The sequence below is a fragment of the uncultured Intestinimonas sp. genome, assembly GCF_944387725.1.
GTDB lineage: Bacteria > Bacillota > Clostridia > Oscillospirales > Oscillospiraceae > Intestinimonas.
Genome location: NZ_CALXGA010000013.1, coordinates 22,392 through 37,692, shown reverse-complemented (window position 1 = coordinate 37,692; position 15,301 = coordinate 22,392). Strand labels below are relative to the sequence as shown.

Annotated in this window: 14 protein-coding genes and 1 pseudogene; 4 read left to right on the top strand and 11 right to left on the bottom strand. The window is 63.9% G+C overall.

Features of this window, described 5'->3' with window-relative positions:
* Positions 1-65: 65 nt before the first annotated feature.
* Positions 66-230: pseudogene (locus Q0K09_RS03570) on the bottom strand (sigma factor); the annotation flags it as partial.
* A complete protein-coding gene (locus Q0K09_RS03565) occupies positions 173-1,840 on the bottom strand; it encodes a recombinase family protein (RefSeq protein ID WP_294472996.1) in 1,668 nt (555 codons plus the stop codon). The pseudogene Q0K09_RS03570 and the gene Q0K09_RS03565, both read right to left, overlap by 58 nt.
* A gap of 343 nt (positions 1,841-2,183) precedes the next feature.
* Here Q0K09_RS03565 and Q0K09_RS03560 point away from each other — a divergent pair, with 343 nt between their 5' ends.
* From Q0K09_RS03560 to Q0K09_RS03550, 3 genes are all read left to right on the top strand, one after another.
* Positions 2,184-2,573, top strand: coding sequence for a helix-turn-helix domain-containing protein (locus tag Q0K09_RS03560; RefSeq protein ID WP_294472994.1), 390 nt, complete (start codon positions 2,184-2,186; stop codon positions 2,571-2,573).
* A 1-nt stretch (position 2,574) separates the two neighbouring features.
* Positions 2,575-3,666 carry an ATP-binding protein gene (locus Q0K09_RS03555; protein ID WP_365931346.1) on the top strand — a complete coding sequence of 364 codons (1,092 nt, stop codon included), beginning with the start codon at positions 2,575-2,577 and terminating at the stop codon, positions 3,664-3,666.
* A 124-nt stretch (positions 3,667-3,790) separates the two neighbouring features.
* Positions 3,791-4,195 (top strand): hypothetical protein, encoded by a 405-nt coding sequence (locus tag Q0K09_RS03550; protein ID WP_294472990.1) that lies wholly within the window; start codon positions 3,791-3,793, stop codon positions 4,193-4,195.
* A gap of 421 nt (positions 4,196-4,616) precedes the next feature.
* On the opposite strand, the gene Q0K09_RS03545 is transcribed toward Q0K09_RS03550, so the two are convergent.
* The 5 genes from Q0K09_RS03545 to Q0K09_RS03525 all read right to left on the bottom strand — a co-directional run bounded on the left by Q0K09_RS03545 (position 4,617) and on the right by Q0K09_RS03525 (position 8,925).
* A complete protein-coding gene (locus tag Q0K09_RS03545; RefSeq protein WP_294472987.1) occupies positions 4,617-4,769 on the bottom strand; it encodes a hypothetical protein in 153 nt (50 codons plus the stop codon).
* A gap of 693 nt (positions 4,770-5,462) precedes the next feature.
* The gene (locus tag Q0K09_RS03540; RefSeq protein ID WP_294472984.1) at positions 5,463-6,734 is read right to left on the bottom strand and encodes a trypsin-like peptidase domain-containing protein; all 1,272 of its coding nucleotides are present in this window, start codon (positions 6,732-6,734) and stop codon (positions 5,463-5,465) included.
* Between the two features lie 22 nt (positions 6,735-6,756).
* Positions 6,757-7,368, bottom strand: coding sequence for an MBL fold metallo-hydrolase (locus Q0K09_RS03535; RefSeq protein ID WP_294472982.1), 612 nt, complete (start codon positions 7,366-7,368; stop codon positions 6,757-6,759).
* Positions 7,369-7,397: 29 nt separating this feature from the next.
* On the bottom strand, positions 7,398-7,841 hold the full coding sequence (dtd, locus tag Q0K09_RS03530; protein ID WP_294472981.1) for a D-aminoacyl-tRNA deacylase: 444 nt from the start codon (positions 7,839-7,841) through the stop codon (positions 7,398-7,400).
* A 19-nt stretch (positions 7,842-7,860) separates the two neighbouring features.
* Positions 7,861-8,925: an alanine racemase gene (locus Q0K09_RS03525; RefSeq protein WP_294472979.1), complete on the bottom strand. Its 1,065-nt coding sequence runs from the start codon at positions 8,923-8,925 to the stop codon at positions 7,861-7,863.
* 494 nt (positions 8,926-9,419) lie between these two features.
* Here Q0K09_RS03525 and Q0K09_RS03520 point away from each other — a divergent pair, with 494 nt between their 5' ends.
* Positions 9,420-10,514: an acyltransferase gene (locus tag Q0K09_RS03520; protein WP_294472977.1), complete on the top strand. Its 1,095-nt coding sequence runs from the start codon at positions 9,420-9,422 to the stop codon at positions 10,512-10,514.
* A 13-nt stretch (positions 10,515-10,527) separates the two neighbouring features.
* On the opposite strand, the gene Q0K09_RS03515 is transcribed toward Q0K09_RS03520, so the two are convergent.
* The 4 genes from Q0K09_RS03515 to Q0K09_RS03500 form a co-directional block, all read right to left on the bottom strand.
* Positions 10,528-12,744: an ATP-dependent RecD-like DNA helicase gene (locus tag Q0K09_RS03515; protein WP_294472974.1), complete on the bottom strand. Its 2,217-nt coding sequence runs from the start codon at positions 12,742-12,744 to the stop codon at positions 10,528-10,530.
* Positions 12,745-12,767: 23 nt separating this feature from the next.
* Positions 12,768-13,097, bottom strand: coding sequence for a hypothetical protein (locus Q0K09_RS03510; RefSeq protein ID WP_294472971.1), 330 nt, complete (start codon positions 13,095-13,097; stop codon positions 12,768-12,770).
* 45 nt (positions 13,098-13,142) lie between these two features.
* Entirely contained in the window at positions 13,143-13,619 is a 477-nt protein-coding gene (locus tag Q0K09_RS03505; protein ID WP_294472999.1) for a small multi-drug export protein, read from the bottom strand.
* A gap of 102 nt (positions 13,620-13,721) precedes the next feature.
* On the bottom strand, positions 13,722-15,299 hold the full coding sequence (locus tag Q0K09_RS03500) for an amidohydrolase (protein WP_294472967.1): 1,578 nt from the start codon (positions 15,297-15,299) through the stop codon (positions 13,722-13,724).
* Positions 15,300-15,301: the final 2 nt, after the last annotated feature.

Here is a 15,301-nt window from a genome sequence, read left to right as displayed (position 1 = left end):
AGGGCGCCACACTTCATCAGAAAAGGCATAACCTTCTACCTCTGTGCTCCAAAGAGCCGCTATGATAGGATAGCATTTTCTATACACCGGGATGCATAGGTGGCCAGGCGGACCTTTTTGTCCGGCTTGAAGGTAGAGATGCCCTTGATAAGCCCAATGGTGCCGATGGAGATCAGGTCATCCTGTCCGCCGGTTTGGGTGTAGTATTTTTTGGACGGGTAAAGCAGAAGGAGGAATTTCCCCGGTCAAAAACGACCCCATAGGGATCGCCGAGTTTCAAATAGAAGTCTAAATGGACTTCCTCCCTGGTGCTGTCTTTCTTTACCACAATGTGGTCCAGGATCGTGGTGACCAGAGTGGAATTGATCCCATTTTGAAAGGAGAGCTCATCCTCCAGCACGGCCTTGATCTTCTCCAACTGCTCCACAGAGATCTGGCTTTTTTCTTCCTCTGCCTTTAAAATTTCCAGCTGTCCCTCCAGTCCGTGAATCTGCTGATTAAAGGCGTCGTTGCGCTGTTTGAATTCCGATGTGGAGAGGGCGCCTTCGATGCTCATCTCCAGTAGTCGATCTTTCTTTATGTGGATGGAGTCGATTTCCGCCTCCACACGCCTGACGTCCTGATGGTAGTTGTGCTCATTGGGAACGGCCTGAATAACCTTCATCACAGCATCTACAATGGCCGACTTATCCTGCGCCATTTGATCGAAGATCTGCGCCATGATCTGATCCAGTTCAGCAGTTTGCATTTGTGGTGCGGAGCAGGCAGCCCGCCCCCGATTCCGATACACCCGGCACTGCCAGACCTCTTTCTCTCCTTTGGAACTTTTCAGTACCTGCCGGTGAAAGCTGGTGCCATGCTCTTCACAAATAATTTTGCCGCTGTATGAGTATCGGTTGTGAAATTCGGCGGCGCTCTGGTGGGACATCATCTGGGCGCTGCGCCGCTTGTAGAGGGCATTGGCCCGATCCCACAGCTCTTCCGATACGATGGCCGGGATAGATGGGTCCGGATACATCACCCATTCGCTCTCATCCAGAAAGATCTTCCGCTTGCTGCGATAGTCCACTGTCTGGCTTTTGTTGGCACAGTACCATCCTTTGTATTTGGGATTCTCCAAGATGTGCCGGATGGTCAGCACATTGAAGGCGTTGCCCTTCCGGCTGGTAAAGCCCTCGTCATAGAGCCGCTGGGAAATGCGCCGGATCCCCATCTGCTCATTGGCATAGAGATGGAAAATACGGCGCACCACCTTGGCTTCCGCCTCATTGATGGTAAGGACGCAGTCTTTTTTGTCATAGCCCCACAGCTTGTCATTGCCCAGTACATGGCCGTTTTTAATGGCCTGACGAAAGCCAAACTTTAACCGCTCTGAGAGCTTTCGTACCTCGTCCTGGGCTACACCGGCCATGACCACCAGGCGGAACTCACTGTCGTTGTCCAGGGTGTTGATGTTGTCGTTCTGAAACAGCACCCCCACATCGTGTTCCAGCAATTCTTGAGTGTATTGAATGCTGTCCAGGGTGGAACGAGAAAAGCGGGATATTTCCTTCGTAATGATGAAGTCGAACCGTCCTGCTTTGGCGTCGGCTATCATCCGTAGGAAACTATCCCGCTTTTTTGTGCTTGTCCCGCTGATTCCCTCATCGATATAGCCTGGAATATAGATCCAGTTTGGTTTGGATTGGATCAGCTCGGTGTAATACTGCACCTGATTTTCCAGGCTGTTGAGCTGCTCGTCTTTGTCCGTGGATACCCTGGCGTAAAAGGTCACTCGCAGTGGAATGTCAAAAATGGACGTTCCGTTTCGCATCTCATTGCGGATCCTGAGAATATTCATGCGCACTCGCCTCCTTTTTCAAGCACACAGGATACCGCAACAGTTCCGGAAAGTCTATAACGGAATGTACCAAATCTTCCGCCTTGGAATAGGTAGATTGTGATATAAGGCCGTGAGAAAAAATGCACTCCAGCAAAACGCTGACTACCGCTCTCTGCGTGCTTTCCAAATTGCATCACCTCTTTCTCATGCTATGAAGACAGGAATACAAAGATACCAAATCATTGAGCCATCTGGCATCGTTATTGAATTTTCGATAGCCCGTCAACAGCAATTATAGCAACTCAAATAAATACTGCACATACTTGACAACGGTATTATGATAACGGCAGAGGCGATATTTATGTTACACAACGAAGCCAGGCATCTGATTGTCCAAGCCCTTAAACGTCAAATCCCAGTCAAGGAAATCGCAAAGTGCTTTTCTGTAAATACAAGCACCATCTATCGATTGCAGGAACAGTGGAATGCAGCGGGTTCTGTGGAAACGCGTCTCTCTCTGCGCGGTCGTAAACGCCCTCTTCCCGCAGATGATATTTGCTGTATAGACCGTCTTATCCAACAGCATCCCGATATCACGATTCATGAAGTCACAGATACCCTCCAACTCCGCGCCAGTGATGAAACGGTCCGAAAGGCGATTGTGAAGCTGGGACACCCGCCCCAGCATCCCACGGATCATCTTATACCACTTGGCCGGCGTGCGCCGCTGCGGGAAGTCCACCAGCTTTGAGATGCTGGCGAACGAGCTTCGCCAGCGGGGGATACCGGAGGACCATATCATCCAAAAACGCTATACGGAGATAGACATTCCGGCGGACATCTCTGCCAAGGATATGTACGATGAGCTGAAAGCGCAGATCCAGGGGAAGGGCCGCTGCTATCTGCTGCTGGATGAGATCCAGGAGGTGAAGGGCCGGGAGAAGGCGGTCAACAGCCTGCTGGAGGGGGAGGATGTGGACATCTATGTCACCGGATCCAACTCCAAGCTGATGTCCAGCGAGATCTCTACCTACCTCACCGGCCGGTATGTGTCCATCCCCATCTACCCACTGTCCTTCCGGGAGTTTCTGGACTTCAAGGCGGGAGATCCCCGGCCGGCCAAGGAGCTGCTGGAGGAGTACATCCGGTTCGGCGGCTTCCCCATCATCGCCTTGGGCAGCTATGACGCCCAGAGCGCCTACCAGATCGTCAACGGCATCTACCACACGGCCATCTCCCGGGACATCGTCAAGCGGCACCGGATCAACAAGCAGGACCTGTTTGACCGGGTGGTGAAGTACCTGATGGAGAACATGGGTAAGACCTTCTCAGCCAGTTCCATCACCAAGTTCCTGCACAGCGAACATCGCACCGTCTCTGTGGAGTCCATCTACAACTACCTGCGCTGGATGGAGCAGGCTTTCATCATCTACCCCTGTCACCGCTACGACATCAAGGGGAAAGCAGTCCTGGCCACTCAGGAGAAGTACTATCTGGCGGATGTCACGCTGAAATACTGCCTTTTGGGCTACGACCGGAAGATGCTGGACGGGGCTCTGGAGAACATCGTGTTCTTGGAGTTAAAGCGTCGGGGTTACGAGGTCTACATCGGGAAGAGCGCCGACAAGGAGATCGACTTCATCGGCACCCGCCGGGACGAGAAGATCTATGTCCAGGTCTGCGTCCAGCTGCCGGAGGACTCGGACCGGGAGGTGGGCAACCTTATGGAGATCCCGGACCACTATCCCAAGTATGTGGTCACCACCAACAGCCTGGATGTGGGCAACGAGAACGGCATCCGCATCGTGCATCTGGCGGATTTTCTGCTGGCGGAGGGGTTGTAACGGCTGCAGGGGTTTGGCGAATGGCAGCAACATCGAATTTTTATAACACAGATATGTGGACATCGCGGACCAATATTTCCTGATTTGAAAGTGTGTATCAGCGGAAAGAGGATCGTATCGCGTTATGGTAGCGCTCGTCCAGGACGGCTGCGGTATGCCCGGCGGTGAGGAGGCGGTGCCTGAAGTAGCCGAGGATGTTGAGGGGGAGCAGGTTCCGCAGGCGGCGGTCGGCGTGGAGGGCGTCCTTGACGCCGAAGACCAGGAAGCGGGATTGGGGCCCCCGCAAGTCCGACAGACTTGCGGGGAGAGGAGGAGCAGCGGAGTGCACGAGTTTTTCGGCTTCAGCCGGAAACGAGTGCAGCGCAGCTTGCGACGACGGGACGTTGGTTGGGCCATTGAAGAAGCGGCTGTCCGCCCCTCGGCAGAGAGAGTGGAGACCCAGGAGGAGGTCCCGGAGGAGTTCCGGGGGATAGAGGTCCTGGCGCTCCGCTCCCGGCAGGCGGCGTACTCCTCCTCCAGAAGGGCATAAAAGTCTGAGAGAGGATGGGGTAGTCCTCCGGGGCCAGGGCAGAGAAGTCAGTCTGGTCAGAGATGCTCCACTTGGCGTACAGCCGGCCCAGCATGAGCTCCAGGAGGTCTGCCTGGGGGTCCAAGAGGTCCTTGTAGGCAAATATGTAGAGGCGCACTGCGCTGAGGAGCCGGAGTGTCTGGAGCAGTCCGTGGACTTTATTTAGGAACTGACCAAACGCTGCACAGGAGAATTTGCCATGCGGCCGTTGATCCAGACATTTCCGCAATTCAAGATGGAGGTCTTGCTGGAATGGAGCTGTTCTGAAAACGCTTTTGTGCGCCGGTGTGCCAGCGAATGTATGAGGGTGCGGCTGCCTTGGGCAAAGAAAATGACGGCGGCCGGGCCGTGGGAAGCACCCCATGGCCCGGCCGGCTGTTTTTTACTCCGCTGTCTCATCCGCACCCTCTTCTTCCGGGCCTCCCTGGTCCTTCGGCCCCTCAGCAGGGACCTCCACCTGGTCCCCGGCCTCCTGGGCCTCCTGATCCGATTCGGCCGCCAGCGCGGCCTCGGCCTCGTCCAGGGCCCTTTCCACCAGGCCCAGGACGAGCTCCTTCTGGCTGAGCCGCTGGAAGAGCGCCTCGGGAACTTAAAACGCCATCGTTCTGGTAAATTCCATGCTTGATCCCTTTCTTTTCGTTTCATAGTAGCCGGTGAGCACCGCTGTGATATACTACCCCAGGGTCTCCCCGGTCCGCTCCTTCTCCTCCAGCACTCTGGCATGGAGGGAGAGGGGCACAGGAGCGCACAGGTTTTTTGTCTGACCCATTATATTCACCCCCTGAATTCGCAAGGCAAGCATACCAAAAGGCCGGGCACAAAGCCATTCACAACATTCAACAAAGAATCCGCCGGAAAACTGGCGAAAGCAATCAAACCTCCCCCGCCGCTAGGGCTTGTTTGAAAAATGTCAACATGCCCAACCGGCGGGGCTTTTGCCCCCTGGACGGCGCAATTTTTCCTTGAAATCCGCCAGGATTCCTGCGAAAAAATTGCTTGCCAGCCGCCCAAAATCCCTCGCTGCTGGACACATCGCCAATTTTCAAACAAGCCCTAGGACCAGGGCGATGCCCTGCAGGAGAAGGTCCGCACAGGGAATGGCCGCAGAGTTGCCCAGGGCTTTGTAACGGGCGGAGTCGGAGGCACTGGGGAGGTCCGTCCAGCCATCCGGGAACCCCTGTTATGTGAAGCTTCACATAACAGGGGTTCGTTGGTATATGGGCCTGGCTCAGCCGTACACGTCGTACCGCTCCACCAGGGCCACTGAGACCTCCAGCCGCTCCCCGGCCCGGTCCACCCGGAAGCGGATGGCCTCCCCCACCGCCAGGCCGTCCCGGAGGTCCAGGAGATCGCCGGAGGTGTTGAGGTCCGTGCCGTTGGCGGTGAGGAGGATGTCGTCGGCCTGGAGCTTCCCCTGGGCGTCGGAGCCCTGGGACACCGACACCACCAGGACGCCGCCGTCCACCCCCCGGTCCTCCTTCTCCCAGTCGTAGAGGGCCCGGACGGTGACCCCCAGGGTGGGGCGTCCGGTGACGTGACCGCTTTGAATCAGGGCGTCCACCACCGGCTTCACCGTGGCGGTGGGGATGGCGAAGCCCAGGCCCTCCAGGGTGTTGTCATAGACCGTGGAGACCAGCTTCATGTTGGTGATGCCGATGACCTGCCCCTGGTCGTTGATGAGGGCCCCGCCGGAGTTGCCGGTGTTCAGGGCGGCGGTGGTCTGGAGGAGGGACATGCTCTCCCCGTCCACCACCATGTCCCGGTTGATGGCCGAGAGGATGCCATCGGTCATGGTGCCACGCAGCTGCTCCCCCATGGGGTTGCCGATGGCCACCACCACGTCCCCCACCTCCATGGCTTCGGAGTCCCCGAAGACGGCGGGGGTGAGACCGTCACCCTCCACCTTCAGCACAGCCAGGTCGGTGGGGTTGTCGCTGCCCACCAGCTGGGCGGGGAGGACCCGGCCGTCGGCCAGGGAGACCTCCACCTGGCCGGCCCCCTCGATGACGTGGGCGTTGGTAATGATGTATCCGGTATCCGTCATGATCACCCCGGTCCCCTGGGCCTCGCCGTAGGAGAGGCCGGCCCGGATGGAGACGATGGAGGGGTTGACCCGGCGGTAAATCTCCTGGAAGGAGAGGGGCGTCCCCTCCGGCTTGGCCGCCAGGGTGAGGACGGTACCGTCCCCGTTGGGGTAGCGCTCCAGCGCCGGGGCCTCGGAGACCGGGGCGGAGGCGGCGGGGAGGGTAAGCCCCGGCGGGGCGGTCCAGACGCTGACCTCCACCGGCTGGGCCCAGAAGAGGAGCAGCACCGCAGTCCCGCCCAGCACCAGACAGATCAGCAACAGTACTGCGGCGGCTCCGCACTCCGGCCGGGGGCTCCAGCGGCGCTTCCTCCGCCGGGACGGGGGCCCGGCGGGCGGGAAGGGCTCCGGCGGCGACGGCACTGCCGGCGGGGCGGCGGCCTCCTCCTGGGACTGGTCAAAGTAGTAGTGGTACATGGCGCCCTCCTTTTCGGGGCCCTCAGCCCCGGACAGCCTCCCGCATGTAGTAGTTCTGCCGCCGCTCGGCCTCCAGGGTGGAGAGCCCCTCATGGCCGGGGCAGACCCGGTAGTCCCCGGGCAGGGCGGAGAGCCGGGCCAGGGAGGCCATGATCTCGGCGTAGCTCCCGCCGGGCAGGTCGGTGCGGCCGCAGGAGCCCTGGAACAGGGTGTCCCCGGTGAAGAGAATCCCGCCGCCCTTCAGCACCACCGAGCCCTTGGAGTGGCCGGGGGTGTGGAGGACCTCCAGGGAGATCCCCCCCGCCTGCACCCGGTCCCCCTCATCGTAGAAGTGGACCTGGGCCTGGGGCAGCGTGGGGAACAGGGAGGGATTCACCCCCTCCACGTCGGCCCTGTGAATATAGATGGGGGTGCCGGGACAGGCCGCCTCCAGGCCCCCCACCCCGCCGGTGTGGTCGTAGTGGCCGTGGGTGAGGAGGATAGCCGAGAGGGTCATCCCGTCCTCCCGGAGCACCTCCAGGACGCGCCCGGCCTCGCCGCCGGGGTCGATGACAGCGGCGGTTTGGGTCCCCTCGTCCTCCAGCAGGTAGCAGTTGGTGCCGATGGGCCCCAAGGGCATGGTCTTTACGGTCATGGTGAAAGCACCTCTTTCTTCGTTGTTGGTCATCGGGCGTCGGTGTCAAACAGAATGGTCACCGGCCCGTCGTTGACGGAGGCCACCGCCATGTCCGCCCCAAAGCGGCCATGCTGGGGCGGGAAGCCCCGCCGGGCGCACTCCTCTAAAAAGAACTCATAGAGGGGCTCGGCCAGCTCGGGCTTGGCGGCCCCGGTGAAGCCGGGGCGGCGGCTCCTGGTGTCGGCGTAGAGGGTGAACTGGCTCACCACCAGCAGCTCGCCGCCCACGGCGGAGAGGCTGCGGTTCATCTTTTGGTTCTCGTCCTCAAAGACCCGCAGGCCCAAAATCTTGTCGGCCAGCTTCACGGCCTGGTCCCGGGTGTCCCGGGGGCCGACCCCCAGCAGCACCAGGAACCCCTGGCCGATCCGGCCCGTTACCTCCCCGGCGATGGTCACTGAGGCGGAGGTCACTCTTGTCACAACTGCCCGCATGGCAGAACCCCCTTTTTTCTCACCGGAATTCCCGCTTGAGCCCCCGGGCATACAGGGGGTCTAGGGGAAAGACGGCCTTGTCCCCGGAGGCACACTTGAGGTTGGTGACGTCCACCAGGACCTCCAGGGCCCCGGGCTGGCCGATGACCCGGGCCCGCTTCTCCCCCACGGTGACAAAGCGCCGCCGCTGTCCCAGCCAGGCCCGGAGCTGGGTCCACAGCCCCCCCTCCGGGGGCCGCCCCACACCGAAGCCGTTCTGATACCCCACCGGCAGCACCGCCACCCGGGTGGGCTTTCGCAGCTTCACCGGCCTTCCGCCCCCCAGGGTGTGGCCCTTGGGGAGCCAGCGGATCTCCTCCAGGCCGGCCTCGCCATGGCCCACGGTGGTCAGGCCGTCCCCCCGCCGCCGGCGGCAGCGGCCCAGGAAGGCCGAGCCCACCCGCACCGCGTCCAGCCGGACCTCGTCGGAAGCCATCAGGGCGCTGGAGCCGGCGGCATGGACGGTGCCCGTCTCAAAGCCGGCGGCGTGGACGGCCTCCACCACCTGGCGGAAGGCCTTGAGCTGTTCCGCCGCCTGCTCCCCCCGTCCGCCGGAGGAGAGCTGGGTATAGATGCCCGAGAGGGCCACGTTGGGCAGGTAGCGGTACATGGACAGGACCTTGTCCGGCTCACCGGCCAGAAAGCCCCCAAAGCCCAGGCCGGTGTCGATTTCGATGTGGGCCTCCACCACGGTGGAGCGGGCCTCGGCCAGGCCGTTGAGGGCCACCCCGGTGTCGTGGGAGCCGATGGTGCACACCACGTTCAGGTCGATGAGCGCCTCCAGCTCCTCCCGCTCGGTGGTGGAGCGGAGCATCAAAATCTCCTCGTCCACAAGCCCCGCCTTCCGCAGGGCGGCGGCGTCGGCGGGCTCGGACACGGCAAAGCGGCCGATGCCCTCCTCCCGCAGGAGCCGGGCCAGCTCCACCAGCCCGGCCCCGTAGCCGTCCCCGGTGAGCACGGCGTAGATGGCGGCGGATCCCGCCCGCTCCTTCACCGCCGCAATGTTGCGGCAGATGGCGTCCTTTTCGATGACCAGGGTCTTCATGATCCCTCCACCTCTCTCTTTCGTTGGGGAAGCAAGGACATTATACCACCCCCACCGCTCCGATGTAAACAGAGGAACGCGGCCTTTTTCTTGCGTTGATGCCCCACGCATAGTATAATGACACAGCCGCACGGCGCCCGCCCTATGCCGTGTGGATGCGATTGCCTAGGGCTTGTTTGAAAATTGGCGATGTGTCCAGCAGCGAGGGAGTTTGACGCAGGAATCCTGGCGGATTTCAAGGAAAAATTGCGCCGTCCAGGGGGCAAAAGACCCGCCGGTTGGGCATGTTGACATGTTTCAAACAAGCCCTAATACTCTGCCAAGTTAGAAATTGCAGATTGGATTTCGAGCGGAATTTTTGCAGAACAAGTCAGAGGACGCCGGTGGGCTGACGCCCACCAAGGACGATCACGAAGGGATGCGGAAATTCCGCCGGAAGACAACTGCAGGTTTCTGACTTGGTGGAGCACTTGACAACCTGGAGGTGGCTTTTTGTGATACAGAAGCGAAATCTGGGCGTGGACCTGCTGCGGAGCCTGTCCATGTTCATGGTGGTGGTCCTGCATGTGCTGGGGCAGGGCGGCATTCTGACCGCCCTGGACGCTGCCCCGGTCCGGGGCGGGAGTTTCGTTTTGTGCTGGCTGCTGGAGCTGGCCTGCTACTGCGCCGTGGACTGCTTCGGCCTTATCAGCGGCTATGTCTCCCAGAGCCAGCGCTTTGAGTGGGAAAAGCACTTCGCCACCTGGGCTCAGGCGGCCTTCTACTCCGCCGGCATCACCCTGCTCTTCCGGCTCTTTGTGCCGGGCGCCGCCCGGTTCCGGGACGTGCTCAAGGCCTGCTTTCCCGCCCTCACGGGACAGTACTGGTACTTTACCGCCTATTTTTGCCTGATGTTCTTTCTCCCCTTTTTGAACATCCTCCTCAGCCACCTGGATCGGGCCCAGACCAAGTCCCTGATGGCCGCGCTCCTGGCCCTCTTCTCCCTGGTCCCCACCGCCCTGGACAAGGACCTCTTTTTCACCAGGGCGGGCTATACCTTCCTGTGGCTCACCGTCCTCTATCTGCTGGGAGCCTGCGTCCGAAAGCTGGACCTTCTGGGGAGGGCCTCCGCCAGGGCCTGCCTGGCGGGCTATTTCCTGTGTGTCCTGGCAGCCCTGGGCATGAAGCTCCTTTTCCGCCCCGGTCCGGGGCCCCTGACCCCCATGGGCCGCTTCCTCCGGCCGGACCTGCTGGTGAGCTATACCTCCCCCGCCATTCTCCTCTCGGCCCTGTTCCTCCTGGCTCTGTTTCGGAAGCTGAGGGTACCGGAGGGCCGCCCGGCCCGGACCGTAAATTTCCTGGCCCCGCTGGCCTTCGGGGTCTATCTCATCCATACCCATCCCCTGATCTGGAACTTCGTCCTGCGGGACCGCTTCGCCGCCCTGGCCCAGCTCCCGCCCCTCCTCTGCGCCGGGGGCGCCCTCCTGGCCGCCGGGGGCATCTTTTTGGCCTGCACCGCCGTGGAGCTGTGCCGCCACCGGCTCTTCCTGCGGCTGCTCCCGCCGGTGACCGCCGGGCTCCGGCGGCTGGCCAAAGCCCCCCAGCCATAAGTCTCGGAAGGCCCTATCCCTGCCCCCGGGCCAGCCGGGCCCGGAGCCCGGAATACCGCCGCTGCTGGCGGTCGCTGCGGACCATTTGGACCACCTTCTCCTCGTCCCCCACCAGGATGAAGAGCTCCCGGGCCCGGGTGATGGCAGTGTAGAGCACCCCCCGGGTCAGCAGCACGGGGGAGCCGTCGCTGACGGCCAGGATCACCGCCCGGTACTCGCTGCCCTGGGCCTTATGGACCGTCATGGCATAGGCCGGCTCCAGCTCCCCCAGCATTTCGGGGGTGTACTCCACCAGCCGGCCGTCGAAGTCCACCGTCAGCAGCTCGCCGCTGGGGTCTATGGCGGTAACACGGCCGATGTCCCCGTTGAAGACCCCCAGTCCGGCGCCGCAGCCCTCCCGGTCCTGCCACATGACGTCGTAGTTGTTCTTCACCTGCATCACCCGGTCCCCCAGCCGGTACAGGTAGGGGCCGAAGCGGCGCTCCCCCTTGTCCGGAGACGGGGGGTTCAGGGCGGCCTGGAGCCGCTGGTTCAGGGCGAAGGTGCCGCTCTGGTGCTTCCGGGTGGGGGAGAGCACCTGAATCTGGCCGGCGGGGATGCCCATGTTCTGGGGCAGCCGGGTCTGGACCAGCTCAACGATGGTCTCAGCCGTCCGCACCGGGTCCTTCCGGCGCAGGAAGAAGAAATCCGACTGGTTGTTATGTAGGTCGGGCAGCTCCCCCCGGTTGACGCTGTGGGCGTTGCGGACGATGGCGCTCTGGGCGGCCTGCCGGAAGATCTCCGTGAGGCGAACCGTGGGCACCCGGCCGGAGCGCAGCAGGTCGGAGAGGAGGTTTCCCGGCCCTACCGAGGGCAGCTGATCGGGGTCCCCAACCAGGATGAGCCGGCAGTCCCCCCGGAGGGCGGACAGGAGGGCCCGCATCAGGGGCACATCCACCATGGAGGCCTCGTCCACAATGACGGCGTCGGCCTCCAGGGGCTCGTCCTCGTCGTGGGCGAAGACCAGCTGGCCGGTCTGGCGGTCAAACTGGGTCTCCAGCAGGCGGTGGATGGTGGCGGCTTCGGCCCCGCAGGCCTCCCCCAGGCGCTTGGCGGCCCGGCCTGTGGGGGCGGCCAGGGCGGTGTCCAGCCCCAGGGCGTCGAAGAGGGCCAGCACCCCCCGCAGGCAGGTGGTCTTGCCGGTGCCCGGCCCGCCGGTAAGGAGCATCACCTGCCGCTCCGCCGCCAGAGCCACCGCCTGGCGCTGCTGGGGGGCGTAGACAATGCCCTGCCGGGCCTGGATGCCGTCGATGAGGGCCTCCAGCCGCTCCGGGGGCAGGAGCTCCCGGGCGCACATCTCCTCCAGCCGGAAGGCCACATATTCCTCCGCCTCCTGGATGGCGGCCAGATAGCAGGCGTCCTCCCCGGCCACCTCCTCCCGGACCACCCGGCCCTGGTGTTCCAGGGCGTCCAGGCTGTCGGAGAGGGCGGCCTCCTCCACCCCCAGGAGCTGCCCGGCGGCCCACAGCAGCTTTCGGACCGGGAGAAAGGCGTGGCCGTTGTTGAGGTTGTGGGTGAGCTCGAAGAGGAGCCCCGCCTCCAGGCGCTGGGGGTCCTCTCCGTCGGCGCCCAGGGAGAGGGCCAGAGCGTCGGCGGCGGAGAAGGGGACCCCCAGCTCTTCATCCACCAGCAGGTAGGGGTTGTCCCGGAGTACGTCCAAGGCCAGGTCCCCGTACCGGCGGTAGAGGGGCATCCCGAGTTGGAGGGGCAGGCCGTGCTCCCCCAAAAAGTCCAGCAGCAGGCGCATCCCCATCTGGAGCCGGTAGGCCTCCCCGATCTGGAGGGCCCGCTTCCGGGTGATGCCCTTGATCCGGGTCAGATACTCCGGGTGCTCCTCCAGGACGGTGAGGGTCTCCTCCCCGAATTCCTCCACCAGCCGCCGGGCGGTGGAGGCCCCCACCCCCTTGATGGCCCCGGAGGCCAGGTACTCCTGAATGGCCTTTACCCCCACGGGCACCCGGCGCTCCACGATCTGGGCCTGGAACTGCTCCCCGTAGGAGGCGTGGCGGCCCCAGGCGCCGTGGACGGCCAGGCCCTCCCCCGGGGCGGCGCCGGGCATACAGCCCACCACGGTCACCGGCTCCCGGTCCCCCACTGTCAGGCGCAGTACGGTATAGCCATCCTCCTCACTGCGGAAGATGACCGAGTCCACGGTGCCCTCCAGAAGGGTCAGCTCCTTTGTCTCGTCCAAGGCAGGCAACTTCCTTTCCTTTGTCAGATGAGGTATTCCGCCACGGCGTCCAGGGGGCAGAGCACCACCCGGGGCTGGGCGTTGGCCAGCAGGGTGGCCACGGCGCGGCCCTGGGGGTCCAGCCCCGCGTCGGCGATGACCACGGTGTAGCGCTGGCCTGTCCCCGCCGGCCGCCAAAGCAGGCCCTTGACGGTCTGCTCCAGGGCGGCCCCGTCCCCTTTGGCCAGGACCACGGCGTAGGCCGGGGCGGCGGGGCCCGGGTACAAAAAGCGGCGGAAGGCCAGACGGCCCAGCGCGAAGAGGCCGAACGCGGCCAGCAGGGCCAGCAGAACTTCCCAAACAGCATACAGCAAAATGACCCACCTCCGCGCCATTCTATGCGCGAAGGTGGGGAAGGGTCAAAAAATCGAGGTAAAGCCGTAGGTCAGGCCGGTGATGAGGAACCCGGCGATGAGCACCCCGCCGAAGATGGAGGGCAGGGCCTTGCACAGGCGCATGTCCAGAAAGGCGGCGATGAGGGCCCCAGTCCACCCGCCGGTGCCGGGCAGAGGGATGGCCACAAAGATCATCAGACCCAGGTATTTGTACCGGGTCACCGCGCGTCCCTTGAGGTGAGCCCTGGCCTCCAGGCGGTCCACCAGGCGGTCCAGCTGGGGCAGGTGGCGGCGCATCCACTTGAAGATACGGCGGATATAGACCACAATGAAGGGCAGGGGCAGCATGTTGCCCACCACAGCGGCCAGAAAGGAGGTCAGATGGGGCAGGCCGTGGGCCACCCCCCAGGGGATGCCGCCCCGGAGCTCCAGGACGGGGACCATGGAAATCAGCACGGTGGAGAGGAGCGCCCCCGCCTCCGTTTCGTTCAGCCATTGCATCACGTTCAAATAACCTTCACCTCAAAGGCTATTTTACCACAGGGGGCCGCCTTTGAACATCTTTTTTAAAAAATTCGCCCCCCGCCGCCAGCCCAGGGCAGCCTACGCCCGGTACACCGTCTCCCCGGCCTGAATGCTCTCCAGGACCCGGAGGGACCGGAGGTCCTCGGGGGGCACGGCGGTGGGGTCCCGGTCCAGGAGCACCAGGTCGGCAGCTTTGCCGGGGGCCAGGGAGCCCCGCCGGTCCTCCTGGCCGTACTGGCGGGCGGCGTGGACCGTGACGGCCTTCAGGGCCCCGTAGGCGGAAAGGCGCTGGTCCGGGCCCAGGAGAGCCCCACCCCGGGTCACCCGGTTGGCGGCGCACCACAGGCTTTCGATCATGTTGGGCGGGATCACAGGGGAATCCTGGTGGAGGGTATAGGGGAGGTCCAGCTCCGCCGCCCAGGCCAGGGGGGAGAGGCGGTTGGCCCGGGCCCGGCCCAGGTTCTCCACATGGACGTCCCCCCAGTACCAGACGTGGGCGGCGAAGAAGGAGGGGAGGATGCCCAGCTCCGCCATCTCCGCCAGTTGCTCCCGCCGGACCAGCTGGGCGTGGATCATCACCGGGCGGATGGTCCGCAGCGGTTTTCCCGCCCGGTCCTGGGCGGCCCGGCAGCAGCGGATGAACTGCTCCGCCGCCGCGTCCCCGTTGCAGTGGGCCAGGAGCTGGACCCCCTCCTCCAGGGCCCGGAGGACAAAGCCGGTGACGGTGGCGTCGTCGTGGATGGGACAGCCCAGGTCCCGGCCGTCCCCGCCCAGATAGGGCTCCAGCAGCCAGGCGGTGCGCCCCTGGGGGGAGCCGTCCAGGAAGATCTTGTAGCCCCCCAGCCGGAGCTGGCCCCGCTCCTTCTGCCAGTGGGGGGAGGCGGGCAGGTCCCCCGGGTGCTCCAGGTCCACATAGCCCACCACGGGGACGGCGAGGGCCCCGGCCTCTGCGGCGGCGGCGAGCATCCGGTACTCCCGCGCCCCGGTGAGGCCGTCCTGAATCAGGGTGACGCCCTGGGAGAGGTAGACCGCCTGGGCCTGGCGCAGGAGCTCCACCGGGTCGGAGTCTGGGGCGGGCGCCCGGGCGCAGGCCGCCCGAAAGGCGTTCTCCTCCAGATAGCCGCTGGGGGTCCGCCCGTCGGCCTCCCGGCCGATCCTGCCCCCCGCCGGGTCGGGGGTCTCCGCCGTGACGCCGCAGCGGGCCAGGGCGGCGGAGTTGAGCACCCCCATGTGACCCGATACGTGGGTCAGGAGGACGGGGCGGTCCGGGAAGGCCCGGTCCAGCACCTGCCGGGTGGGGTGGGTCCCCTCGGCCAGGACGCAGGGGTCATAGCCGAAGCCCATGAGCCAGCCAGAGGGGCGGCTTTGGGCGAAGCCCTTCAAAGCCTCCAGCAGCCCGGCAAAGGAGTCCGCCGCCCCCAGGGGACACAGCTCCAGAGTGGAGGCCAGGGCGGTGAGGTGGGAGTGGGGGTCCAGGAAGGCCGGCAGCAGGGCACGGCCCTCCAGATCCCGCGCCTCCGCCCCCGGGGCCCTGGCTTGAAGGGCCTCCAGACTCCCCAGGGCCGCGATGGCGCCCCCGGAGGTCAGCAGGGCCTCCGGGGCGGGGCCGGGCTCCATGGTCAGGATGGGTCCGCCGTGGTAGATGATTTGCCGCATAT